This window comes from Glutamicibacter creatinolyticus, from assembly GCF_006094275.1.
Taxonomy (GTDB): Bacteria; Actinomycetota; Actinomycetes; order Actinomycetales; family Micrococcaceae; genus Glutamicibacter; species Glutamicibacter creatinolyticus.
In genome coordinates this window covers 1,164,458-1,187,936 of sequence record NZ_CP034412.1, presented here as the reverse complement: position 1 = coordinate 1,187,936, position 23,479 = coordinate 1,164,458, and the positions used below count along the sequence as shown (strand labels likewise).

The following is a 23,479-nucleotide window of genomic DNA, read 5'->3' as shown; positions in this document are numbered from 1 at the left end:
TCTTGTCTGGTAGGAACTTTGCGGACTTAGCTGCTCAGCGCGTCTGCGCCGCCGATAATTTCCGTGAGTTCCTGGGTGATTTCAGCCTGACGGGCGTTGTTACGCAGTCGCGTGTACTTCTTGATCAGCTCCTGGGCGTTGTCGCCGGCGGACTTCATGGCGCGCTGGCGGGCAGCGAGCTCGGAAGCGGCGGCTTGCAACTGGCAGTTGAAGATGCGCGATTCGATGTACCGCGGCAGCAGTGCATCGAGCACTTCCTCAGCGGTCGGCTCGAATTCGTACAGCGGCAGCAACTCGTCGGCGGGAGTCTCGGAGTCACCCTCGACAACCTCCAACGGCAGCAGACGGATAACCGTCGGTTCCTGCGTGACCATCGACTTGAACTGGGTGTAGACCACGTGGATCTCATCCACGCCGTCCTGTTCGAAGTCATTGGCGAAATCCTCAAGCAGGACTTCGCGCAGCTCACGTGCGGTGTCAAACAGCGGGGCGTCAGTTCCCCCGGTCCATACCTTGGCGTACTCGCGCGAGCGGAAGTCGAAGTAAGCCTGGGCCTTGCGCCCGACCAGGTAGGTCTTGACTTCCTTGCCTTCCTCCCGCAGGAGTTCCATCAGATGCTCAGCCTGCTTCAGAACGCTGGCGGAGTAGGACCCGGCGAGTCCACGGTCCGAGGTCATCACCAGCACCGCGGCCCGGCGCACCTGCGTCGGCTCGGTGGTCAGCGGGTGATCGATGTCGGACTGCGACGCGACGGCGGTAACTGCACGGGTGATCGCATTGGCGTACGGCAGCGAGGCCGCGACACGGCTGCGTGCCTTGCCGATGCGGGATGTAGCGATCAGTTCCATCGCCTTGAAGATCTTGGCCATCGACGAGGTCGATGCGATCTTCTGGCGGTAGACCCGAATCTGGGCTCCCATGTGTGTCCTTTCCTTATCCCCTGGGTGGGGTGGGGCGCCGCCTGCGCGGCGCCCCACCTACCCAAGGAGATTGTCAGCGCTTCTGCTTGACGATCTGTTCCTGGTCGACGGCCTCGGAATCCAGGGCGTCGTGCTCTTCGTGGCCGGCGTTGACCAGGCGGTCCGCGCCATCCCCGAAGAAGCCGGCCTTGAAGTCCGCCACGGCGGCCTTCATGGCCTCGACGGTCTCGTCCTCCAGCTTGCCGGTCTGGGCGATCACGTTCAGCACCTCGGTGCGGTGACGCAGGTAGTCGATGAACTCCTGCTCGAAGCGGCGCACATCGGCGACCGGCACATCGTCCAGGTGGCCGTTGGTGCCGGCCCAGATGGACACGACCTGGTCGGCGACCGGGTACGGGGTGTACTGGCCCTGCTTGAGCAGTTCCATCAGGCGCGCACCACGGGTCAGCTGCTGCTTGGAGGCGGCATCCAGGTCCGAGGCGAACATGGCGAAGGCCTGCATGTCGCGGTACTGGGCCAGTTCCAGCTTCAGGGTACCGGAGACCTTCTTCATGGCCTTGACCTGCGCGGCACCACCCACGCGGGACACCGAGATGCCCACGTCGACGGCCGGACGCTGGTTGGCGTTGAACAGGTCCGACTGCAGGAAGATCTGGCCGTCGGTGATCGAGATGACGTTGGTCGGGATGTACGCCGAAACGTCGTTGGCCTTGGTCTCGATGATCGGCAGACCGGTCATCGAACCGCCGCCGAGCTCGTCGGAGAGCTTCGCGCAACGCTCCAGCAGGCGGGAGTGCAGGTAGAACACGTCGCCCGGGTAGGCTTCGCGTCCCGGCGGGCGGCGCAGCAGCAGCGACACGGCGCGGTAGGCTTCGGCCTGCTTGGACAGGTCATCGAAGATGATCAGAACGTGCTTGCCACCGTACATCCAGTGCTGGCCGATGGCCGAGCCGGCGTAGGGTGCCAGGTACTTGAAGCCAGCCGGGTCCGAGGCCGGGGAGGCCACGATGGTGGTGTACTCCAGAGCGCCCTGCTCTTCCAGGGTCTGGCGCACGGCTGCGATGGTCGAGGCCTTCTGGCCCACGGCCACGTAGATGCAGCGCACCTGCTTGGTCGCATCGCCACTGGCCCAGTTGGCCTTCTGGTTCAGGATGGTGTCCACGGCGATGGCGGTCTTGCCGGTCTGGCGGTCACCAATGATCAGCTGGCGCTGTCCGCGGCCGATCGGGATCATCGCGTCGATGGCCTTCATGCCGGTCTGCAGCGGCTCGTCAACGCTCTTGCGCTGGGTCACGCCCGGGGCCTGCAGCTCCAGGGCGCGGCGGCCCTCGGCCGCGATCAGGCCCAGGTTGTCCAGCGGCTCGCCCAGCGGGTCCACCACGCGGCCCAGGAAGGCGTCGCCCACCGGAACCGAGAGGATCTCCCCGGTGCGCTCGACCTTCTGGCCTTCTTCGATCCCGGTGAAGTCACCGAGCACGACCACGCCGATTTCACGGGTGTCGAGGTTCTGGGCCAGGCCCAGGGTGCCGTCTTCGAAACGAAGCAGCTCGTTGGCCATGACGGAGGGAAGACCCTCCACCTTGGCAATGCCGTCGCTTGCTGTAATGACGCGTCCGACTTCGGTACGCTCTGCCTTGCCCGGTTCGTAGGACGCTGCGAACTCGTTTAGGGCATTGCGGACGTCATCAGCGTTGATGGTCAAATCGGCCATCTGCAGTCCCTGCTCTCCTAATTTGTGATCCGAAGGCTGGGCAACGGATCGAATGTGTTTGAAGTCTGAAGTGGTCCTGGCCGGCAGGACTCCACCTGGTGGTGAAGTCCTACCCTGCCAGGGCGCGGCGCAGTTCGGCCACGCGCGATGCCACGGAGGCGTCGACGATGTCGTCGCCCACCTTGATCACCAGGCCGCCGACCAAAGTCGGATCGACCGAGACGTTGATCTTCAGCTCACGGCCGTACAGCTTGTTCAGGCTGGCTTCCAGTCGCTGGACCTGCACGTCGGTCAGGGCCCGCGAGCTGACGATGTGGGCGATCCAGCGCTGCTGGCGCTTGGCCACCAGCTCCATGAAACGCTCCACCAGGCGGACCGGCTTCATCCCGCGCGGGGCGGTCACGGCCTGGCGCAGCAGCAGCTGCGCGGCCGAGCAGGCACCCGGAACCAGCTTCAGGGCCAGATTGGCCTTCGCCTCGGCCGGAGCCTGGGCGTCGTCCAGCGCGGCCTGCAGCTGGTGGTTGCCCGACACGACTTCGGTGAAGTCGAACAGGTCCTTTTGCAGCTTGTCCAATCCCGCAGCGTTCGCCTGCTGTTCTGCCACGGCAGCCACCGCGGTGACCGCCAGGGTTTCCAACGCATCGCTAATGTCGCGTTCCGAGCTCCAGCGGGTGGAAGCCAGCTGCTTGACGGTGTCCTCGGCGTCGGCCGAGACCTTCCCGCGCAGCAGCGAGGCCAGCAGCCCCGCCTTGTCGGCGGCTTCACGGGCCGGATCAGTCAATGCGCGGCGAAGGCCGGAATTCGTATCCAGCACCTGAAGAACCGCAAACAGTTCCTTGGGAAGCTCAACGGTCGCCAGGGCCAGCTTGGGCTCCAAGGCCTCCAAGGCCTTTGCCAATGACTCGCTCGATACACTTGCCATTAGTTCGATGCACCTGCGTTCTGCTGATTTTCCAAGTCGGCCAGGAACTGGTCAACCACGCGCTGGGAACGGGCATCGTCCTGCAGCGCTTCGTCAACAATCTTGCTTGCCAGCTCGGTGGCCAGCGTTCCCACGTCGCTGCGCAGCGAGGTCAGGGCGGAGTTGCGCTCCGCCTCGATCTGACGCTGAGCCTGCTCGGTGATGCGGGTGGCCTCATCGGTGGCCTTGGCCTTCAGATCGGCAAGGATCTGGGCACCTTCGCTACGTGCTTCCTCACGAATGCGGTTGGCTTCGGTGCGAGCCTCCAGAAGCTGGGCCTGGTACTGGGCCAGGGTCTCCTCTGCTTCCTTCTGGGCCGCCTCGGCCTTTTCCAGTCCGCCTTCGATCGCGGTCACGCGGTCTTCATAGGCCTGCTCAAACTTCGGGGCAATGACCTTGATGACGATGAAGAGCAGAACCGCGAAGCCGACACCCGTGACGAGAATCTCCCACGGGTTGGGCAGCAGCGGGTTTGCACCTTCGCCCGCAGCGAGGATGAAGTCTGTGCTGTTCATTCTCACTTTTCCTTATCTACTAGTTTCCGCTTGTGTATGGGCCCCGCGATAGTGGCAGGGCCACTACAAATCGCGGAAAGACTAGGCGCCGATTACGAAAGCGAAAACCAGGCCCAGGATGGCCAGTGCTTCAGTCAGCGCGAAGCCGAGCAGGGCGATCGGCTGCAGGATGCGCTGGGCTTCCGGCTGGCGGGCCACACCGTTGATGTAGGCGGCGAAGATCAGACCCACGCCGATTGCCGAACCGATAGCAGCCAGGCCGTAGCCGATCATATTCAAGGAGCCGTGCATTTGTTTATTCCTTTCAAGATACCGAGTTGGTCATCGGTAGGTTGTGAGGTATTCCCTTGGGAGCGAGGGAAAATCTGTTTTTGATTCTAGAAGTAATGACCTAGTGCGCGTCAGCTTCGATGGCGCCCTGGACGTAGATCGCGGTCAGCAGGGCGAACACGAATGCCTGCAGGGCCATGATCAGCAGTTCAAGGAAGTACATCGCAACCGAACCCAGGATCACCGCAACGCCCAGGCCGCTGTAGGCCAGGCCTTCCTGGACGGTGATCAGGTAACGGGCACCGGAAGCAGCCAGCATCACAATGATGTGTCCTGCCAACATCGTCGCCATCAGACGCAGCGAGTGCGTCAGCGGACGGACGATGAAGTTCGAAATGATCTCCAGCGGAATCATCAGCGGCAGGATCCAACCGGGGACCCCCGCCGGGGTTACGGCCAGCTTGAAGTAGCGCAGGCCGTGGTTCTTCAGGCCCACCCCGATCCAGGTGCCGTAGATGATGATGGCCATCGCGTATGCAGAACCGGCGTGTGAGAACGACGGGAGCTGCAGGAACGGGATCGCGCCGAAGAGGTTGTTCAGCAAGATGAAGAAGAACGTTGCAAAGAGCAACGGGGTCCAGGGACGGAAGTTCTTCTCGCCGATGATGTCGCGGCTGATGCCGTTGCGCACGAAAGCGTAGCCGCTCTCGGCCAGGTACTGCATCTTGCCGGGAACCAGCTTCGGATTCCTGATGGCTGCGGTGAAGAACCAGGTGATGAGGATGATCGACAGCACGATCATGATCATCTGCTTGCCGACACCGGTGCCGTACTCAGCAAACCAGGGGAAAATATCTGGCAGGTGGGTATCGGACACGGTTGGCGGGACGAATCCGCCCTCATTTGAGGCCATTGGGAGCGCAAACGCGATCAACGCGCTGTCCTCTCTGCAGTAGCGGTCACGGGCAAAGGCGGTGACTGGCGTAACTGCCTCTCACCGTGTAGAAAAAGATCGATCGGGTACGCAGGTCGGCATCGAAAACACTCGCGCATCGACGCTGACGCGATCATGCCTCCCGGTCACCCGGAAGCGCAAAATTTTGTCGGCTACCGCAGTTGCTGCGGCCACCTCGAAAATGACCCGAAGACAGCCTATCAAACTCACAGCTTTTCAATGACATTTGCGGCCACTGATCACTGCGTTAGGACTCGTTGTAAATCGGCATCCGGGCCTTGGAGAAGGCCCGGATTTCCCCGACCTGCCAGGCCACCAAAACGATGGCCGCGGCAAGCACGAATCCCTGTCGGTTGGCCCAGCCGGGCAACCCCAGGTTCAACAGCACGAACGCCAACCCGAAGACCTTGATCGCGAAGACCGCCAGGAATGCGGGCATGGCCCAGTTCCTGCGGATCCGCCCGGCCAGCTCGGCCACGAGCAGACCCGTGGCGAAGAAACCGATCACCAGCGCGGCAGCCAGCATCCCCGAGAGCGCATACCACCAGTCGGCCACGAGCCATGAAATCAGGAAAAAGGCCGCGGTGCCGATCAGCGCATACACCAGGGAACTGACCAACACCGGCATCCAGATGGAGTCGGGGGCCTTGGATGCCGGGACGCGGCCGGAGCCTGGAGTCTGGGGCATTCAAAGTCCTTAGCTTGCAAAGTCTTGAGCGTGGACTTCCGCGGGATTGCTTCCGCCGAAGAACGTGCCGTGCAAAACTGTCTATTCGCCGCTGACCCGAAGGCCGACCGCGAACGATCCAGAGTAAATTCTACACGAGATAGAATGCTTCTCCGTCACCGATGACGAAGTCTTTCAGTTAGCGAAGCGTAACGCTTGGAGACCAGCGGCCACCAGGTCAGCAACCCGGCGCCGATCAGCAGCAGGGCGAACAGCGGGATCATCACCTGCAGCGGGATGAAGGCGATCAGCACCACACCGGCGGCCACCAGCAGCGCCCACAGGTAGAGCAGCAGCACGCTCTTGCGCACCGAGTGGCCCTGGGCCAGCATCCGGTGGTGGATGTGCATCGAGTCCGGGGCGAAGGGAGAGCGCCGCTTGGACAGGCGCCGGATCACCGAGAGCAGCAGGTCCAGGGCCGGGAAGAAGATGATCACCAGCGGCAGTGCCATGGGCATGTAGGCCGGCACGTTGCGGAAGCGGTAGGCCTCAAGGCCCTGCACGTCGCCGGTGACCACCACGGTGGACACCGACAGGATCAGCCCCAGCGCCAGCACCCCGGTCTCCCCCATGAAGATGTTCGCCGGGTTGAAGTTGTGCGGCAAAAAGCCCAGGCACGCCCCGAGCAGGATGGCGCACAGCAGCGCCGCCAGGTTCGCGTAGTCCGCGGCGCTCACGTGGGTGGCCAGCACGTAGGAGTAGAGGAAGAAGGTCGCCGCGCCGATCGCGGTCAGCCCCGCGGCGAGCCCGTCCAGCCCGTCGGAGAAGTTGATGGCGTTCATCGTCAACACGATCAGCCCGATGGTCACCAGGTACTGCATGACCGGGGAATCAATGGACCAGGTGCCCACCGGCAGCGCCTTGATCACGATCCCGCTTTGGGCGATGATCGCCCCGATCCCCAGCTGCCCGATGAACTTCACGTACCACTTCAGGTCGTAGAGGTCATCGGCGATCCCCAGCACCACGATCACCACCAGGGCGAAGACGATGCCCATGATCGGTGAATCGTTGCGGAAGATTGCGTCGAAGAACTCCAGCCGGCTGGCCACCCAGAGCCCGGCCAGCAGCGCCCCGATCATCGCCAGTCCCCCGAACTTTACGATCGGGTTGCTGTGCTGGTCGCGGTCGCGCAGCTTCTGGGAGGAGACGAAGCGTGCCCCGAAGCTGCGCACCACGGGGGTGAGCAGGTAGGAGGTGACGAAGCTGAAGGCGATCAGCAGGACGTACTGTCTCATGCGTCCTGGCTCGGTGCGCTCTCACCCAGGCCGAGGACCTCCGGGACCACCTCGCGCAGCGCCTGCAGGGAAATCGCGCCCTGGCGCACCACGAAGAGGTGCTCCCCGGTGGCATCCACAATGGTGGAGGGTTGTGCCTCGCCGAGCAGGCCGCGCTGGCCGCCGTCGAGGTACACGTCCACGCTGGCGCCCAGCTGCGCTTCGGCCTCATCACAGGTGGTGGCGGCCGGCTGTCCGGTGCGGTTGGCGGAGGAGACCGCCAGCGGCCCGGTGTGCCCCAGCAGTTCCAGGGCGTCCGCGTCGTCGGGCACCCGCAGCCCCACGGTGCCCTTGGTCTCCCCCAGGTCCCAGGTCAGTGACGGCTGGGCTTGGAGGATCAGGGTGAGGGCGCCGGGCCAGAATGCCTCGGCCAACGCCCGGGCGGCGGGCGGCACGTCGATGGCCAGCCCGTCCATGGTTCCGATCTGGGAGATCAGCACCGGAGGCGGCATGGTGCGGGCCCGCCCCTTGGCGGCCAGCAGCATCGCCACGCCCTGGGCGCTGAACGCGTCCGCGCCGATCCCGTAGACGGTGTCGGTGGGCAGTACGATGCAGCGCTGGGCCTGCAGGGCCTGGCGGGCGGCGGCCAGGCCCTCCTCGCGCTGCGTGTCCTCGCTGATGTCGAATCGTGAACTCACGGTGCCCATTCTTTCATGGTTGGTTATTTTTCCGGTGCCACGCCACTGGTGGCGCGCGGCCGTCCGTTCAGGTCACGGTGCCCGGTGACCTCGGTGAACCCGGTGGCGCGCAGCATGCTGGCGGCGGTGGCGGCCTGCACCTCGGCGTGTTCCATCACGAACAATCCGCCCGGGCGCAGCAGCGTCAGCGCCTGGGCGCTGACCGCCCGCGGCACCTGCAACCCGTCCTCCCCCAGCCCGTACAGGGCCATCTGCGGGTCGTGTTCGCGCACTTCCTGCTCGCGCGGCACGGCGCTGGGTGGGATGTAGGGCGGGTTGCTGACCACGGCGTCGATGCCACCTTCCGGGAGCAGCCCGGCCGGCAGGTTTCCGGCATCCGCGTGCAGCACGCTGATGCCCAGCGGTTCGCAGTTCTGCCGGGTGTAGCCGATCGCCTGGTCGGAGAGCTCCACGGCCCAGACCCGGGGTGCGGACAGTTCGGTGGCCAGCGCCGCGGCGATCGCCCCGGAACCGGAACACAGATCCACAAGGCGGGCGCCTTGTTGCTCGCCGATGAAGTCCAGGGCCAGCTGCACCACGGACTCGGTTTCCGGGCGCGGGATGAACACCCCGGGCCCGACCTTCAGCTGCAGGTGGCGGAAGTAGGCGGTGCCGGTCAGGTGCTGCAGCGGGATGCGCCGGGCGCGCCGGGCGACCAGCTCCTGGTAGGCCTGGTGCTGCGCGGGCTGCAGTTCACGGCCCAGCAGCACCCCCAGCTGCACGTCCGAGCGGCTGGCCCCGATCACGTGGGCCAGCAGCAGCTCGGCGTCCACCTTGGGGCTGGGCACCGCGGCGGCCGCCAGGTCCGCCTCGGCCTGGTTGCGGGCGGCGCTGAACAGCATCCGGCTACTGCTCGCCCAGGTGGGCCAGGCGCTCTTCCTCGTCCATGGTGATGCACGAATCGATCACCGGCCCCAGGTCCCCGTCCATGACCGCGTCCAGGTTGTAGGCCTTGTAGCCGGTGCGGTGGTCGGCGATCCGGTTTTCCGGGAAGTTGTAGGTGCGGATGCGCTCGGAGCGGTCCATGGTGCGCACCTGGGAGGCGCGCTGGGCGGAGTTCTCCGCGTCCAGCTGCTCCTGCTGGTGGGCCAGCAGGCGCGAGCGCAGCACGCGCATGGCCGCCTCACGGTTCTGGATCTGGGACTTCTCGTTCTGCATGGCCACCACGATGCCGGTGGGCAGGTGGGTGATGCGCACGGCCGAGTCGGTGGTGTTCACGCTCTGCCCGCCGGGGCCGGAGGAACGGTACACGTCGATCTTCAGGTCGTTCTGGTGGATGTCGATTTCCTCGGGCTCATCGACTTCCGGGAACACCAGCACGCCGGCGGCGGAGGTGTGGATGCGGCCCTGGGATTCGGTGACCGGCACGCGCTGCACGCGGTGCACCCCGCCCTCGAACTTCAGGTGCGCGTACACGCCCTCGGCCGGGTCGTTCGAGCTGCCCTTGATCGCCACCTGGGCGTCCTTGTAGCCGCCCAGGTCGGACTCGTTGTAGGAGATCATTTCGACCTTCCAGCCCTTGTGCTCGGCAAAGCGGGTGTACATGCGCAGCAGGTCGGCGGCGAACAGGGCCGCCTCGTCCCCGCCTTCCCCGCCCTTGACCTCAAGGATCACGTTGCGCGAGTCGTTTTCGTCGCGCGGGATCAGCAGCCGGCGCAGCTTCTCCTCCAGTTCGGGCAGCGCGGCGGTCAGCTCCTCGACCTCGGCGGCGAAGTCCGGGTCCTCATCGGCCATTTCCTTGGCTGCCTCCAGGTCCTCGCTCGCCTGCTTCCAGCGGTTGTAGGCCTCCACGATGCCATTGAGCTGTGCGGAACGGCGCCCGAGCTTGCGGGCCCGGGCCTGGTCGGCGTACACGGCGGGATCGGACAGCTGCGCCTGGATCTCGGCGTGCTCCTCCAGCAGGGTCTTGACGGATTCGAACATGGTGGCAGAACTTCTTTCGATGCGTGGATCGGTGGCGCGCTGGCGGGCAGCGGGCCTTCACAAGAGATTGTAGGGGCAAAGCACCGGTGGCGTCCGGGCGACGGGTTGACCGTGCGCCCTGGACGCCACCGGGGAAAAGCGCGCTAGTTGTGCTGCGGCGTGGTCTTGTTGACCAGCATCAGGAACTCCGCGTTGGATTCGGTGTCCCGGATCTTCTTGGTCAGCAGCTCCAGCGCCTGCTGGGTGTCCAGCCCGGCCAGCATGCGGCGCAGGCGCCACATGATGCGCACCTCGTCGCCGGAGAGCAGCGACTCCTCGCGGCGGGTGGAGGACGCGTTGACGTCCACCGCCGGGAAGATGCGCTTCTCGGCCAGCTGGCGTGAAAGGCGCAGCTCCATGTTGCCGGTGCCCTTGAACTCCTCGAAGATCACTTCATCCATCTTCGACCCGGTTTCCACCAGGGCAGTGGCCAGGATGGTCAGCGAGCCGCCGTTTTCGATGTTGCGCGCGGCGCCGAAGAAGCGCTTGGGCGGGTAGAGGGCGGCGGAGTCCACACCACCGGAGAGGATGCGGCCCGAGGCCGGGGCGGCCAGGTTGTAGGCGCGGCCCAGGCGGGTCATCGAGTCCAGCAGCACGACCACGTCCATGCCCATCTCCACCAGGCGCTTGGCGCGCTCGATGGCCAGTTCGGCCACGGTGGTGTGGTCATCGGCCGGGCGATCGAAGGTCGAGGCGATGACCTCGCCCTTCACCGTGCGCTGCATGTCGGTGACTTCCTCGGGACGTTCGTCCACGAGCACCATCATCAGGTGCACTTCCGGGTTGTTGGTGGTGATCGCCTGCGCGATGGACTGCAGGATCAGGGTCTTGCCGGCCTTGGGCGGGGAGACGATCAGGCCACGCTGGCCCTTGCCGATCGGGGCGACCAGGTCGATCACGCGCGGACCGATCTGCTTGGCCCCGGTTTCCAGGCGCAGGCGCTCGGTCGGGTACAGCGGCACGAGCTTGTTGAACTCGACGCGCTCCTTGTTGTCTTCCGGCTTCTTGCCGTTCACGGACGTCAGCTGCACCAGGGCGTTGAACTTCTGGCGCGGGTTGGGGGTCTCGCCCTCGCGCGGCTGGCGGATCGCGCCAACAATCGCGTCGCCCTTGCGCAGGTTGTACTTCTTGACCTGGCCCAGGGTGACGTACACGTCGTTCGGGCCGGGCAGGTAGCCCGAGGTGCGCACGAACGCGTAGTTCTCCAGCACGTCCAGGATGCCGGCGATCGGCAGCAGGACGTCGTCCTCGCTCAGCTGCGGCTCGTCGTTGTCCCCGCGGCGGTTGCGGCGGTTGCGGTCCTGGTTGCGCTCATTGCGGTCCCGGTTGCGCTCATTGCGGTCGCGGTTGCGTTCGCGGCGGTTGCGGCCCCGCTCGTTGCGATCATTGCGGTCGTTGCGGTCCCCGCGGTCGTTGCGATCGTTTCGGTCCGAACGCTCGTGGCGCTCACCGCGCTCCTGGCCTTCCTCGCCCTCGGAGCTATCGTCCTGGGAGGAGTCCTGCTGGTCGCGGCGGTTGCGGCCCCGCCCGTTGCGGTCATTACGTTCATTGCGCTCCGAACGGTCCTGGCGCTCACCGCGCTCCTGGCCTTCCTCGCCCTCGGAGCTATCGTCCTGGGAGGAGTCCTGCTGGTCGCGGCGGTTGCGGCCCCGGCCATTGCGGTCATTACGTTCATTGCGCTCCGAACGGTCCTGGCGCTCACCGCGCTCCTGGCCTTCCTCGCCCTCGGAGCTATCGTCCTGGGAGGAGTCCTGCTGGTCGCGGCGGTTGCGGCCCCGGCCATTGCGGTCATTACGTTCATTGCGCTCCGAACGGTCCTGGCGCTCACCGCGCTCCTGGCCTTCCTCGCCCTCGGAGCTATCGTCCTGGGAGGAGTCCTGCTGGTCGCGGCGGTTTCGGCCCCGGCCATTGCGGTCGTTGCGGTCATTGCGGTCCGCGCGCTCGGAACGGTCCTGGCGCTCACCGCGCTCCTGGCCCTCGTCGCTGGCCTCGCTGCCCTGCTCGGCGTCCTGGCTGGCATCGCGGCGGTTGCGCGAACGGGTGTTGCGTCCGCGGCCGCGCTCCTCGCGCTGGGTCGAGTCCTTCTCGGCGTCCTGGGTTTCGCCCTTCTCCCCGCCCTCGGCCTTGGCCGGGGTTTCGGAGGTCTCGGCCGGAGCCTGGGCCTTGGATGAGGCGCGGCGGGTGTTCTTCTTGCGCGGCTCGCCTTCCTCGGCCTTGGCCTCGCCCTGCGGCTCGGGCTGGGCCGCGGTGTCCTGTGCCGGGGCGTCGGCGGTCTCGGAGACCTTGCCCGAGTCGGTGACCCGGCGGGAGCCGCGGCGGGTGGCCGGCTTCTTCTCGGCCGGGGCCTCGGCGCTCTCGGCGGCGGCCTCGGCATCGGCGGCGGGCTTGGTGCTGCGGCGGGCGCGGGTGGCCTTTGCCAGCTGCTGCGCGGCCTCATCGGTCCCGGTCTCGGGGGCCGACTTCGCCGACTCCTTGGCTTCGCGGTCGGCGACCGCGCCGCCGCGCTGGTGCGAGCTGATCGCGGCAACAAGTTCGGCCTTGCGCATGCGCGAACCGCCGGTAATGCCCAACTGGGAGGCCAGCTGCTGCAGCTGAACCATCTTCAGGGATGCCAGTCCGGCGCTCTTGGTGGAAGTCTGGTTGTCCACGCCTTCGGTGAGGCTCGTGGTTTCGGTCACGAATGTTCCTTCTGACTGGTAGGGCGGGTCGGTCTCACCGACCCACTGTGCCTAAATCCGGTGCAGCGCCCCAGACGGGGCCATCTGCTGCACCTGTCAGTCGCGTCACCTTGGCGATGAAACTTTTAAGGTGGGGCGCGATTGATATGGAAAGAGAGATATCACCTCGGCACCAAATGCGGGCGCGCTGGGGGATATCAAACTCGGTTGCCGTAAGACAGCAGTAAAGAAACCGGAATGTTTGCGCGAAAACCGCCAGATCGTGCTTCTGGCGTCCTCCGCAACACGGTGGCCACAGGGTCTTCCCTTGGTGAAGGTGTCTAAACTCCCGGCCTGCTATGAGTGCTACAGCACCTCTACTGTAACACCCGTTGACGCAATGGCGGGAATTTCGCAACGCCAGGAGCCGGTGGATGTGGCATTAAACGCCTCGATCAGCTGTGCGGCCTGCCCCAGCTGGGTGTTGTCGGCCACCAGCACCAGCACGGTCGGACCGGCCCCGGAGATCACCGCGGCGAGCCCCTCCCCGCGCAGCCGGGCCAGCAGCGCGCTGCTTTCGGGCATCGCCTCGGCCCGGTAGTGCTGGTGCAGGAAGTCCTCGGTGCCGGCCAGCAGCTGGGCCGGGTCGGTGGCCAGGGCGTGCACCAGCAGGGCGGCGCGCGCCGAGTTCGCGGCGGCCACCGCGTGCGGGACGGCCTGGGGCAGCACCCCGCGGGCCACCTCGGTGGACAGCCCGGCGTCGGGCACCGCCAGGACCGCGCGCACCGAGCAGTGCACCGGCACCCGGTGCGCGGTGAAGCTGCCCTCGGGGTTGGTCAGCGAGATCGACAGCCCGCCGTAGACGGCCGGGGCCACGTTGTCCGGGTGCCCCTCCCACGCGGCCGCGGCCTGGAACACCGCCTCGGTGCCCCCGCGCAGCTCGACCGGCAGCAGGGCGTCGGCGGCGGCGTAGGCGGCGACGATCGCCGCGGCGGAGGACCCCATCCCGCGGGCGTGCGGGATCCGGTTGACCGCCTCCAGTTCGATTCCCACCGGTTGCGCGCCGCGCGCCTCCCAATATTCGCGGATCTTGCGCACGATCAGGTGGGATTCGTCGCGCGGCAGCTGCCCGGCGCCCTCCCCGGCCAGGGTGACCCGGGTGTGCTTGGCGGTGCGCACCCGCAGTTCGTCACGGAACTCCAGGGCCAGGCCAAAGGAGTCGAAGCCGGGGCCGAGGTTCGCGGAGGTGGCCGGTGGGGCCACGCGCAGGTGCTGGCCCAGGGCGATCGGTGCTGTCATGTGTCCTGCCAGGTCAATGAGCACCACAGGCCGCCGGGGGGCCGACGGCCTGCGGGACTGTAGATGGGTGGGTGCGGGTGGTGCCCGCAGGGGTTGGCGCGGGGCGCGGTGCCCGCGGGCGGCGTGCCGGGCTAGGCCAGGCCCAGGGTCGCGGCGACCTCGACCACGTCGTAGCCGACCTTGGTGGGGGCCACGCCGGAGCCGTCCTGGTTCTTCAGTGCCCAGTCCGGGTCCTTCAGCCCGTGCCCGGTCACCGTGATCACGATGCTCTTGCCGGTCGGGGCGTTGCCGGCCGCGTGGTGCTTGAGCAGCCCGGCCACCCCGGCGGCGGAGGCCGGTTCGACGAACACGCCCTCCCGGGAGGAGAGCCAGCGGTGCGCGGCCAGGATCTGTTCATCGCTCACCGAGTCGATCAGCCCGCCGGATTCGTCGCGGGCCGCCTCGGCCTGCTGCCAGGAGGCGGGGTTGCCGATGCGGATCGCGGTGGCGATGGTGTCCGGTTCGGTCACCGGGTGGCCCTTGACGATCGGTGCCGCGCCCTCGGCCTGGAAGCCCCACATGATTGGGCGCTTGGTGGCCACCGCCGGCAGCACCTGACCGGCCGGGTTGGTGTACTCGGCCGCGTATTCGGTGTAGCCCTTCCAGTACGCGGTGATGTTTCCGGCGTTGCCCACCGGCAGCAGGTGGTAGTCCGGGGCGTCGCCCAGGAAGTCCACGACCTCAAAGGCGCCGGTCTTCTGCCCCTCGATGCGCGCCGGGTTCACCGAATTGACCAGGAACACCGGGTAGTTTTCGCTCAGCTTGCGGGCCACGTCCAGGCAGTTGTCGAAGTTGCCGTTCACCTGCAGGATCTGCGCCCCGTGGGCGACGGCCTGGGAGAGCTTGCCCATGGCGATCTTCCCGTCGGGCACCAGCACCGCGCACTTCAGCCCGGCCTGGGTGGCGTAGGCGGCGGCGGAGGCCGAGGTGTTGCCGGTGGAGGCGCACACCACGGCCTTCGCCCCGGCGGCAACGGCGGCGGTGATCGCCATGGTCATCCCGCGGTCCTTGAAGGAGCCGGTGGGGTTCATCCCCTCCACCTTCAGGTACACCTGGTTGCCGGTGTGCTCGCTCAGGGCCGGGGCGTGCACCAGCGGGGTGCCGCCCTCGCCCAGGGTGATCACCCGGGTCGCTTCGGTCACCGGCAGGCGGTCGGCGTATTCGCGGATCACTCCGCGCCACTGATGGGCCACGTTAGTTTCCTTCAACTCTCAAAACGGATGTTACGGATGCCACGGTGTCCAGCGCCCCCAGGGCCTGGACGGTGGAGCTCAGCGCCGCCTCGGCGCCCCGGTGGGTGAGGATGCGCAGGTGCGCGCTGCCGTCGTCGGCGGCGGACTGGTTCATCGCCTCGATCGAGACCCCGTGCTCGGCGAACACGGTGGCGATCCTGGCCAGCATCCCGGGCTGGTCGCTGACCGACAGGCCAATCCAGTAGCGGGTGTCGATGTGCGCGAAGTCCACCAGCGTGGCGGGGCTGGTGTGCGAGCTCAGCGGCAGCGGCCCGCCGGCGGCCAGGCGCCGGGCCACGGAGACCACGTCGCCCATGACGGCGCTGGCGGTGGGCGCTCCCCCGGCCCCGGCGCCGTAGAACATCAGGTCCCCGGCGTTCTCGGCCTCGACGAACACCGCGTTGAACGCCCCGCGCACGCTGGCCAGCGGGTGGCTGCGCTCCAGCAGGGCCGGATGCACGCGGGCGGAGATGCCCGCTGCGGTGCGTTCGGCAATCGCCAGCAACTTGATCACGTAGCCCGAGGCCTTCGCGTCGGCCACGTCCTGCGCGGTGATCTGGGTGATGCCCTGGCAGTGCACCTGGTCCATGGCCACCTCGGTGTGGAAGGCCAGGGAGGCCAGGATCGCGGCCTTGGCCGCCGCATCGTGCCCCTCCACGTCCGCGGTCGGGTCCGCCTCCGCGTAGCCCAGCTGCTGCGCCTCGGCGAGCACGTCGCCAAACGCGGCGCCGGTGGAATCCATGGCGTCCAGGATGAAGTTCGTGGTGCCGTTCACGATGCCCAGCACCTTGGTGATGTGGTCCCCGGCCAGCGAGTCGGCGATCGGGCGCAGGATCGGGATCGCCCCGGCCACCGCGGCCTCGTAGCGCAGCTGCGCGCCGTTCTCGGCGGCCAGCGCGCCCAGCCCGGCCCCCTCGGCGGCGATCAGCGCCTTGTTCCCGGTGATCACCGACGCCCCGCGGCGCAGCGCCCGCTGGATGTAGGTCCCGGCCGGGTCCAGCCCGCCCAGCAGCTCGATGACCACATCGGCCTGGTCGATCAGCGAAGCCGCGTCGGTGGTGAACAGCTCGGCCGGCAGCTGCACGTCGCGCCGGGTCGCGGTGTTGCGCACCGCGATGCCGATCAGTTCCAGCTGCGCACCGCTGCGTGCGGCCAGTTCGGCCGCGTCCTGAAGCAGGATCCGCGCCACCTGGGCGCCGACGGTGCCGCACCCCAGCAGGGCGACCTTCAGGCGCCGGGGGCCGGCGCCGCTGCGTGCAGCGTTCGGGCTGGGCTTGTCGCTCGGGCTGTCCTTAGCGCTCAATTACACTCCCATGTCACGGGCCAACAAATCGGATTCGGTCTCCCTGCGGATGATCAGGCGCGGCGTGCCGTCCTTGATCGCCACCACGGCCGGGCGGGTGAGGTAGTTGTAGTTGCTCGACAGCGCCCAGCAGTACGCCCCGGTGGCCGGCACGGCCAGCAGATCACCGTAGGACACATCCTCGGGCAGGTAGACGTCTCGTACGACTATGTCACCTGACTCGCAGTGTTTCCCAACTACGCGGGAAATAATTGCGTCGCTTTGCGTCACACGGTTGGCCAGCGCCGCGGTGTAGTCCGCGTCGTAGAGCACCGGGCGGGCGTTGTCGCTCATCCCCCCGTTGACCGAGATGTAGCGCCGGGTGGCGGTGCCGCCCTCGGGCAGGTCCACGCTCACGTCCTTGCGCACCCCGGTCTCGTACAGCGTGAAGGTCGAGGGCCCGGCGATCGCCCGGCCCGGCTCGATGGAGATCCGCGGCACCTGGAGCCCCAGTTCCTCCGCCGCCTGGCCGACCACCACGGCCAGCTCATCGGCGATCTGCTGCGGGGTGGAGGGGTCATCGGCCTGGGTGTAGGCGATCCCGTAGCCGCCGCCCAGGTCCAGTTCCGGCAGCACCACGTCGTAGCGCGCCTTCGCCTCTGCGATCACCGCCAGCATCGTGCGCGCGGCCACCGCGAAGCCCTCGGCCTCGAAGATCTGCGACCCGATGTGGGCGTGCAGGCCCAGCAGGTTGATCCACTCGTGCTTGGCCGCGTACCCGATCGCGGTCAGCGCCGCGGAGGTGCCCGAGGCGCCGGGCTGGATCGACAGGCCGAACTTCTGGTCCTCGTGGGCGGTGGCAATGTATTCGTGGGTGGAGGCGTGCACCCCGGGGGTCAGGCGCAGCATCACGTTGGCCCTGGTGCCCGAGTTCAGCGCCAGCGCGGCCACCCGCTCCAGCTCGTCGAGCGAATCCACCACGATGCGCCCCACGCCCAGTTCGATGGCCCGGGCGATCTCCCCCACCGACTTGTTGTTCCCGTGCAGCGACAGGTTCTGCGCCGGCACCCCGGCGTGCTGGGCGACCAGCAGTTCCCCGCCGGAGCAGGTGTCCAGGCGCAGGCCCTCCTCGGTCACCCAGCGGGCCACCTCGGTGCACAGGAACGCCTTGCCGGCGTAGTAGACGTCCACCCCGCCGCACAGCCGGTCAAACGCGTTGTCAAAGGCGCGCTTGAACTCGGCCGCACGGGCGCGGAAGTCCTCCTCGTCCAGCACGAACAGCGGGGTGCCGAACTCGCGGGCCAGGTCGGTGACCTTCACCCCCTGCACGGTCAGCTCGCCGTCCGAGTCGCGGCCCACCCCGTGCGGCCATTCGCGCTCACGCAGCTGGTTGACGTCCTGGGGGTAGCCCAGCCATTCGGGGGCCAGTGGGGATTGGCTCATTGCTACATCCTTTCGGGGGCGGTCACGCCCAGCAGGCGCAGGCCGTTGGCCAGCACCGTTGTGGTCGCATCGTTCAGCCACACGCGGGTGGTGTGCACCGGCTCGATCGCGCCGTCGCCGATCGGGGTGACGCGGCAGGCGCCGTACCAGGAGTGGTAGGCCCCGGCCACCTGCTCCAGGTAGCGGGCGATGCGGTGCGGTTCGCGCAGCTGCGCGGCGGAGGCCACCACGGAGGGGAACTGCCCCAGCAGCGCCAGCAGCTCGTTTTCGCTTCGGTGGGTCAGCAGGGAGGCGTCAAAGCCCTGCGCGGTGCGCTCTACGCCCTTTTCCGCGGCGGTGCGCGCCGCGGCGCGGGAGCGGGCGTGGGCGTACTGCACGTAGAACACCGGGTTGTCGTTCGTGTTCTTCTTCAGCTGCTCCGGGTCCAGCGCGATCGGCGAATCGGCCGGGTAGCGGGCCAGCGAGTAGCGCAGCGCGTCGGCGCCCAGCCAGTTGATCAGGTCGCGCAGCTCAATGATGTTCCCGGCGCGCTTGGACAGCTTCGCCCCGTTGACGCTGATCAGCTGCCCGATCAACACCTCAATGTTCTTCTCCTTGTCATCCCCCGCGCAGGCGGCGATGGCCTTCAGGCGGTTCACGTACCCGTGGTGGTCGGCGCCCAGCAGGTAGATCTTCTCGATGAACCCGCGGTCCTTCTTGGACAGGTAGTAGGCGGCGTCGGCCGCGAAGTAGGTCGGCTCCCCGTTCGCGCGGATCAGCACGCGGTCCTTGTCGTCCCCGAAGTCGGTGGTGCGCAGCCACACCGCACCGTCCTGGTCGAAGATGTGCCCCTGTTCGCGCAGCCGGGCCACCGCGTCGGCCACCGCCCCGGCCTCATGCAGCTTCGCCTCGGAGAAGAACACGTCGAAGCTGACCCCGAAGTCCTGCAGGGTGGACTTGATGTCGGCCATCTGCGCGGCGTAGGCCAGTTCGCGGATCTGCGGCAGCGCCGCACCCAGTTCGGCCTCGGCCAGTTCCGGGGCCTGGGCGAGCACGACGTCGGCCAGCTCCTTGATGTATTGCCCCGGGTAGCCGCCCTCGGGCACCGGCAGGCCGTGCATCCGGTTGTAGACGCTGGTGGCGAACACGTTCATCTGGTTGCCGGCGTCGTTGATGTAGTACTCGCTGGTCACCTGCGCCCCCGAGGCGCGCAGCACGCGGGCGATCGCATCGCCCAGCGCCGCCCAGCGGGTGTGCCCGATGTGCAGCGGGCCGGTGGGGTTCGCCGAGACGAACTCCATGTTGACCACGTGCCCGGTCAGCGCCTGGTTCTGCCCGTAGGCTTCGCCCGCCTGCACGATGGAGCGGGCCAGCTCGCCGGCGGCGGCCGCATCCAGGGTGATGTTCAAGAAGCCGGGGCCGGCGATGTCCACCGCCCCGATGCCGGGAACCTGGCGCAGCCGCTCGGCCAGGATGGTGGCGAAGTCACGCGGGGCCATGCCGGCCTTCTTGCCCAGCTGCAGGGCAATGTTCGTCGCCCAGTCGCCGTGCTCGCGGCTCTTGGGTCGGTCAACACGCACGGTGTCGGGGATATCGACCGAAATGTCCCCATCGGCGACGGCCTGGGTCAGGCATGCGGATATGGCAGCGGAGAGTTCTTCTGGAGTCACCCTTAAACAATAACGGTTCGGCCACGCTTGGCGCCCGCTCGTGACATGCCCGGACACCGGAAGACCGGTGCCGGGGCTGTTCGGTTGATCACCGCGGGAGTCGATTTGCGCAACCGGTGCCCCAACCTGATAAGCTCAACCCTGTCGCCAACGCGATTCGCCCTCGTAGCTCAGTGGATAGAGCGTCTGTCTCCGGAACAGAAGGCCGAAGGTTCGATTCCTTTCGAGGGCACCAACGGCAAGACCCGCACCAGTTCAGGTGCGGGTCTTGTTTTTTCTTCCCACCCCCGGTTGCCCGCCCAGCCGCGGACTGAAGCACCCAGTGGCGGCAGGCTAACCAAAGAATCGACGCTGCCCTTCGAATCGATGCTGCCCCTAGATTCGGAGGCGGCACGGCCCCGGGCGGATACCAGCCGGCACCGCACCAGCCAGCAGGCGCTGCGGCTCACCGCGCAGCTGAACTCCGCCTACTACACGCCCGAACAGGTCCGGCAGCTGCTGGGTGAACTGACCGGCAGCCGGATCGATGAGATGCTCCCCCTCTTCCCGCCCTTCTACACCGACTTCGGCAAGAACATCGCCCTGGGCCGGCGGATCTTCATCAACGCCGGCTGCCGCTTCCAGGACCAGGGCGGGATCAGCATCGGGGACGACTGCCTGATCGGAAACAACGTGTGGCTGGGTGCGAACGTGAGCGTGCTGCCCAGGGTGAGCATCGGGCAGAACGCGGTCATCGCCGCCGGGGCCGTGCTCACCGCCGACGTGCCGGAAAACACGGTGGCGGTCGGGGTTCCCGCCCGGGTGGTGCGCCACCTGCACGAGCATGCCCAGCCCCACGGCTTAACCGCCGCAGGCCGCGGCCCCGCTCCCAAAAAGGGTGGGGCCGCGGCCCGCGGCGTTGGTGCGGCTAGGGCAGTAAGCGGCGGCTACTGCAGCATGGTTCGGTCATCGAGCTGCGCGCCCTTGATCTTCTCGAACTCCCCGAGCAGGTCCTTGACGGTCATCGCCGACTTTTCCTGCTGGTTCAAATCCAGGATGATCTGCCCGTCGTGCATCATGATCAACCGGGTGCCCAGCTGCAGCGCCTGCTCCATGTTGTGGGTAACCATCAGCGTGGTCAGCCGGTGGCGCTGGACGATGTCGTTGGTCAGCCGGGAGACCAGCGCCGCGCGCTGCGGGTCCAGCGCCGCGGTGTGCTCGTCGAGCAGCAGGATCTTCGGTTCGGAGAACGTGGCCATCAGCAGGCTCAACGCCTGGCGCTGCCCGCCGGAAAGCAGGCCCACCTTCGTCTTCAGCCGGTGCTCCAGCCCCAGTTCCAGGCTCGCCAGCTCACGGGCGAACAGTTCGCGCTTCTTCGGGGTCACCCCCAGGCCCAGCCCGCGGAACTTCCCGCGCGCCCAGGCCAGGGACATGTTCTCCTCGATCGTCATGGTCGGGGCGGTGCCGGCCATCGGGTCCTGGAAGACCCGCCCGATGTACCGGGCGCGGGCGAAGTCCGCCATCCGGGTGACGTTCTTCCCGTCGATGCTCACCGTGCCCACATCGGGCTGCAGCTTGCCGGCGACCATGTTCAGCACCGTGGACTTGCCGGCGCCGTTCGAGCCGATCACGGTCACGAACTCCCCGGCGTCCAGGCTCAGGTTGATGTTGCGCAGCGCCTTGCGTTCATTCACGGTACCCGGGAAGAACGTGCGCGACAGGTTGGTGATCTCAAGCATTGGCGCTGACCTCTTCTTCCTTGGAGGATTCGACCATCTGGTCGCGTTCGGGGCGCTTGACGGCCTTGACCAGCTTCTGGAAGCCCTTCCACTTGGGCAGCAGCAGCGCGGCCACCACCAGCACCGCGGAGATCAGCTTCATGTCGTTGACCTCCATGCCGGCGCTGAGCGCCAGCTGGATCACCAGGCGGTAGATCACCGCGCCGAAGACGACGGCCAGCGCCGCCAGCCAGATCCAGCGCTGGGAGAAGATCGCCTGGCCCACGATCACCGAGGCCAGGCCGATCAGGATCAACCCGATGCCCATGCCGATGTCGGCGAAGCCCTGGAACTGGGCGATCAGTGCGCCGGAGAGCCCGACCATGCCGTTGGAGAGCGCCAGGCCCAGGATCTTCTGGTTGTCGGTGCTCACCCCGAAGGAGCGGATCATTTCCTCGTTGTCACCCGTGGCGCGCATCGCCATGCCCATCTGGGTGTGCAGGAACCACACCACGATCGCGACCGCGACCAGGCAGCCGGCGAACATCAGCGCCACCGAGGTCCAGGTGCCCAGGATCCCGGCCTGGCGCAGCGGGCTGATCAAGGTGTCCTGCCCCAGCAGCGGCACATTCGCCTTGCCCATGATGCGCAGGTTGATCGAGTACAGGGCGATCATCGTAAGGATACCGGCCAGCAGCCCGTCGATCTTGCCCTTGGTGTGCAGCAGGCCGGTGATGACCCCGGCCACGGCCCCGGCCAGGAACGCCAGCGCGGTGGCCAGCAGCGGGTTCATCCCGTTGACGATGCCGATCGAGGCCGTCGCGGCCCCGGTGGTGAATGACCCGTCGACCGTCAGGTCCGGGAAATCCAGGATGCGGAAGGTGAGGTAGACCCCTAGTGCCATCACGGCATATATCAGGCCAAGTTCAACCGCTGTGATCATTTTTGGATCCTTGAGTTGTGAGAAGTTGGTGCCCATGACGAAGGCGAGGCAACACCTGCCCTCGCCTCGCCTTCGCCCTGGTTGGTTGCCGGTTTAGTAGACTTCAGCGGCCTTGTCGACCAGTTCCTGCGGGAACTGCATGTCGATCTTCTTCGCCGCCTCTTCGTTCAGGTAGAGGTCCACGTCCTGCAGGGTTTCCACCGGCAAGGTCTTGGCCTCGGCCTCACCCTTGAGCAGCTTCACGGCCATGGCCGCGGTCTGCTCGCCCAGCTTCTCGTAGTTGATGCCGTAGGTGGCGGTCGCGCCGCGCTTGACCGATTCGCCGTCAGCGGCGATGACCGGGACCTTCTTGTTGTTCGCGGTCTGCAGCAGGCCCTCCAGCGCGGAAACCACCGCGTTGTCGGTCGGCACGTAGAAGGCGTCAACGTCCAGCGAGTTCGCCGACTGCTGCACCTCGCTGGAGGCGGAGATCGCCGACTCCTTGATCTCCAGGCCCAGCTTCTGCGCCGCTTCCTTCGCCCACTTCACCTGGACCACGGAGTTCGCCTCACCCGAGGAGTAGACGATGCCCACGGTCTTGGCGTCCGGGTCCAGCTCCTTCAGCAGCGCCAGCTGCTCGTCGACCGGGTTCTTGTCCGAGGTGCCGGTCACGTTCGCGCCCGGTTCCTCATTGGACTGCACCAGCTTGGCATCCACCGGGTCGGTGACCGCGGAGAAGACCACCGGGATGTTGGTGACCGCCTGGGCGGCGGCCTGCGCGGTCGGGGTGGCCACGGCCAGCACCAGGTCCATGTCCGAATCCGAGGCGAACTTGCCCACGATCGAGGTGTTGGTGGCCTGGTCGCCCTGCGCGTTGTTGTCGTCGTACTGGACCTTATCGCCCTCGTAGCCGGCGTCGGCCATGCCCTTCTTGAAGCCGCTGACCACCGCGTCCAGGGACGGGTGCGAGGTAATCTGCGAGATGCCGATCTTGACGGTTTCGCCCTCGGCGGGCGCGTCGCCGCTGCCTCCCCCATTGCTGCCGCAGGCGGTCAGCGCGAGCGCACCGGTTGCCGCCAGCGCGGCGAATTTCATGGCCGTGAAGCGTTTCATCGTCTTCCTTTCGAAGTCCCCTATGCGAGTGAGTGCTCCCCACCACGAGCTGGCACGGGTGGCGCCGGGGGTCCGGGACCGCTACCGCCGGCGTCCTTGCCACGTGATGACGATTACCCATGATCTTACATGTGAAAGAACTCACTTTGCCCACGGCTTTGCGCCTGTCGT

Annotated in this window: 20 protein-coding genes, 1 tRNA gene and 1 pseudogene; 2 read left to right on the top strand and 20 right to left on the bottom strand. The window is 67.0% G+C overall.

From position 1 onward, the window contains the following. Positions 1–26 precede the first annotated feature (26 nt). The 17 genes from GcLGCM259_RS05420 to argS form a co-directional block, all read right to left on the bottom strand. Positions 27–920: a F0F1 ATP synthase subunit gamma gene (locus tag GcLGCM259_RS05420; protein WP_054821356.1), complete on the bottom strand. Its 894-nt coding sequence runs from the start codon at positions 918–920 to the stop codon at positions 27–29. A 73-nt stretch (positions 921–993) separates the two neighbouring features. Continuing rightward, positions 994–2,631, bottom strand: a complete 1,638-nt coding sequence (gene atpA, locus GcLGCM259_RS05415) for a F0F1 ATP synthase subunit alpha (RefSeq protein ID WP_138925959.1) — start codon at positions 2,629–2,631, stop codon at positions 994–996. 109 nt (positions 2,632–2,740) lie between these two features. Continuing rightward, positions 2,741–3,553, bottom strand: a complete 813-nt coding sequence (locus tag GcLGCM259_RS05410) for a F0F1 ATP synthase subunit delta (protein WP_138925958.1) — start codon at positions 3,551–3,553, stop codon at positions 2,741–2,743. Then, positions 3,553–4,107, bottom strand: coding sequence for a F0F1 ATP synthase subunit B (locus tag GcLGCM259_RS05405; RefSeq protein WP_138173018.1), 555 nt, complete (start codon positions 4,105–4,107; stop codon positions 3,553–3,555). Before GcLGCM259_RS05405 ends, GcLGCM259_RS05410 begins: the two co-directional genes overlap by 1 nt. Before the next feature lie 81 nt (positions 4,108–4,188). Next, positions 4,189–4,398: an ATP synthase subunit C-like protein gene (locus tag GcLGCM259_RS05400; RefSeq protein WP_054821307.1), complete on the bottom strand. Its 210-nt coding sequence runs from the start codon at positions 4,396–4,398 to the stop codon at positions 4,189–4,191. A 100-nt stretch (positions 4,399–4,498) separates the two neighbouring features. Continuing rightward, positions 4,499–5,311: a F0F1 ATP synthase subunit A gene (atpB, locus tag GcLGCM259_RS05395; RefSeq protein ID WP_054821306.1), complete on the bottom strand. Its 813-nt coding sequence runs from the start codon at positions 5,309–5,311 to the stop codon at positions 4,499–4,501. Positions 5,312–5,579: 268 nt separating this feature from the next. After that, the gene (locus GcLGCM259_RS05390) at positions 5,580–6,020 is read right to left on the bottom strand and encodes a hypothetical protein (protein ID WP_138173014.1); all 441 of its coding nucleotides are present in this window, start codon (positions 6,018–6,020) and stop codon (positions 5,580–5,582) included. A gap of 155 nt (positions 6,021–6,175) precedes the next feature. Continuing rightward, a complete protein-coding gene (locus GcLGCM259_RS05385) occupies positions 6,176–7,297 on the bottom strand; it encodes an MraY family glycosyltransferase (protein WP_054821304.1) in 1,122 nt (373 codons plus the stop codon). Continuing rightward, positions 7,294–7,974 carry an L-threonylcarbamoyladenylate synthase gene (locus tag GcLGCM259_RS05380; RefSeq protein WP_138173012.1) on the bottom strand — a complete coding sequence of 227 codons (681 nt, stop codon included), beginning with the start codon at positions 7,972–7,974 and terminating at the stop codon, positions 7,294–7,296. Before GcLGCM259_RS05380 ends, GcLGCM259_RS05385 begins: the two co-directional genes overlap by 4 nt. 23 nt (positions 7,975–7,997) lie before the next feature. Further along, the gene (prmC, locus tag GcLGCM259_RS05375; protein WP_138173010.1) at positions 7,998–8,855 is read right to left on the bottom strand and encodes a peptide chain release factor N(5)-glutamine methyltransferase; all 858 of its coding nucleotides are present in this window, start codon (positions 8,853–8,855) and stop codon (positions 7,998–8,000) included. A gap of 4 nt (positions 8,856–8,859) precedes the next feature. Next, positions 8,860–9,936: a peptide chain release factor 1 gene (prfA, locus tag GcLGCM259_RS05370; protein WP_138173008.1), complete on the bottom strand. Its 1,077-nt coding sequence runs from the start codon at positions 9,934–9,936 to the stop codon at positions 8,860–8,862. A 143-nt stretch (positions 9,937–10,079) separates the two neighbouring features. Further along, positions 10,080–12,653, bottom strand: a complete 2,574-nt coding sequence (gene rho / locus GcLGCM259_RS05365) for a transcription termination factor Rho (protein WP_246049787.1) — start codon at positions 12,651–12,653, stop codon at positions 10,080–10,082. Positions 12,654–12,998: 345 nt separating this feature from the next. Continuing rightward, the gene (gene thrB / locus GcLGCM259_RS05360; RefSeq protein WP_138173004.1) at positions 12,999–13,931 is read right to left on the bottom strand and encodes a homoserine kinase; all 933 of its coding nucleotides are present in this window, start codon (positions 13,929–13,931) and stop codon (positions 12,999–13,001) included. A 131-nt stretch (positions 13,932–14,062) separates the two neighbouring features. After that, entirely contained in the window at positions 14,063–15,163 is a 1,101-nt protein-coding gene (thrC, locus tag GcLGCM259_RS05355) for a threonine synthase (protein ID WP_138173002.1), read from the bottom strand. Between the two features lies 1 nt (position 15,164). Continuing rightward, complete coding sequence (locus tag GcLGCM259_RS05350) at positions 15,165–16,433, bottom strand: homoserine dehydrogenase (protein WP_246049866.1); 1,269 nt, start codon at positions 16,431–16,433, stop codon at positions 15,165–15,167. A 72-nt stretch (positions 16,434–16,505) separates the two neighbouring features. After that, entirely contained in the window at positions 16,506–17,927 is a 1,422-nt protein-coding gene (lysA, locus tag GcLGCM259_RS05345; protein ID WP_138925956.1) for a diaminopimelate decarboxylase, read from the bottom strand. A gap of 2 nt (positions 17,928–17,929) precedes the next feature. Beyond that, the gene (gene argS, locus GcLGCM259_RS05340) at positions 17,930–19,576 is read right to left on the bottom strand and encodes an arginine--tRNA ligase (RefSeq protein WP_138172996.1); all 1,647 of its coding nucleotides are present in this window, start codon (positions 19,574–19,576) and stop codon (positions 17,930–17,932) included. Between the two features lie 159 nt (positions 19,577–19,735). On the opposite strand from argS, the gene GcLGCM259_RS05335 reads away from it, so the two are divergent. Together GcLGCM259_RS05335 and GcLGCM259_RS15770 are read left to right on the top strand one after the other, a co-directional pair. Next, positions 19,736–19,811: transfer RNA gene (locus tag GcLGCM259_RS05335), tRNA-Arg, on the top strand. A gap of 131 nt (positions 19,812–19,942) precedes the next feature. Continuing rightward, positions 19,943–20,290: pseudogene (locus GcLGCM259_RS15770) on the top strand (LbetaH domain-containing protein); the annotation flags it as partial. Positions 20,291–20,502: 212 nt separating this feature from the next. Here the strand turns inward: GcLGCM259_RS15770 and GcLGCM259_RS05325 are convergent. The 3 genes from GcLGCM259_RS05325 to GcLGCM259_RS05315 form a co-directional block, all read right to left on the bottom strand. After that, complete coding sequence (locus GcLGCM259_RS05325; protein ID WP_138925955.1) at positions 20,503–21,294, bottom strand: ABC transporter ATP-binding protein; 792 nt, start codon at positions 21,292–21,294, stop codon at positions 20,503–20,505. Beyond that, positions 21,287–22,216, bottom strand: coding sequence for an ABC transporter permease (locus GcLGCM259_RS05320; RefSeq protein ID WP_138172992.1), 930 nt, complete (start codon positions 22,214–22,216; stop codon positions 21,287–21,289). The genes GcLGCM259_RS05325 and GcLGCM259_RS05320 overlap by 8 nt, the downstream gene beginning before the upstream one ends. Positions 22,217–22,309: 93 nt before the next feature. Then, complete coding sequence (locus tag GcLGCM259_RS05315; RefSeq protein ID WP_138925954.1) at positions 22,310–23,308, bottom strand: ABC transporter substrate-binding protein; 999 nt, start codon at positions 23,306–23,308, stop codon at positions 22,310–22,312. Positions 23,309–23,479 lie beyond the last annotated feature (171 nt).

Bases quoted from the DNA above. Each gene is read 5' to 3' on its own strand.
- GcLGCM259_RS05385 (WP_054821304.1), bottom strand. From the start codon at position 7,297: ATGAGACAGTACGTCCTGCTGATCGCCTTCAGCTTCGTCACCTCCTAC.
- GcLGCM259_RS05420 (WP_054821356.1), bottom strand. From the start codon at position 920: ATGGGAGCCCAGATTCGGGTCTACCGCCAGAAGATCGCATCGACCTCG.
- GcLGCM259_RS05405 (WP_138173018.1), bottom strand. From the start codon at position 4,107: ATGAACAGCACAGACTTCATCCTCGCTGCGGGCGAAGGTGCAAACCCG.
- atpA (WP_138925959.1), bottom strand. From the start codon at position 2,631: ATGGCCGATTTGACCATCAACGCTGATGACGTCCGCAATGCCCTAAAC.
- lysA (WP_138925956.1), bottom strand. From the start codon at position 17,927: ATGAGCCAATCCCCACTGGCCCCCGAATGGCTGGGCTACCCCCAGGAC.
- GcLGCM259_RS05315 (WP_138925954.1), bottom strand. From the start codon at position 23,308: ATGAAACGCTTCACGGCCATGAAATTCGCCGCGCTGGCGGCAACCGGT.
- prfA (WP_138173008.1), bottom strand. From the start codon at position 9,936: ATGTTCGAATCCGTCAAGACCCTGCTGGAGGAGCACGCCGAGATCCAG.
- prmC (WP_138173010.1), bottom strand. From the start codon at position 8,855: ATGCTGTTCAGCGCCGCCCGCAACCAGGCCGAGGCGGACCTGGCGGCC.
- GcLGCM259_RS05390 (WP_138173014.1), bottom strand. From the start codon at position 6,020: ATGCCCCAGACTCCAGGCTCCGGCCGCGTCCCGGCATCCAAGGCCCCC.
- GcLGCM259_RS05325 (WP_138925955.1), bottom strand. From the start codon at position 21,294: ATGCTTGAGATCACCAACCTGTCGCGCACGTTCTTCCCGGGTACCGTG.
- GcLGCM259_RS05320 (WP_138172992.1), bottom strand. From the start codon at position 22,216: ATGATCACAGCGGTTGAACTTGGCCTGATATATGCCGTGATGGCACTA.
- thrB (WP_138173004.1), bottom strand. From the start codon at position 13,931: ATGACAGCACCGATCGCCCTGGGCCAGCACCTGCGCGTGGCCCCACCG.
- GcLGCM259_RS05410 (WP_138925958.1), bottom strand. From the start codon at position 3,553: ATGGCAAGTGTATCGAGCGAGTCATTGGCAAAGGCCTTGGAGGCCTTG.
- GcLGCM259_RS05400 (WP_054821307.1), bottom strand. From the start codon at position 4,398: ATGCACGGCTCCTTGAATATGATCGGCTACGGCCTGGCTGCTATCGGT.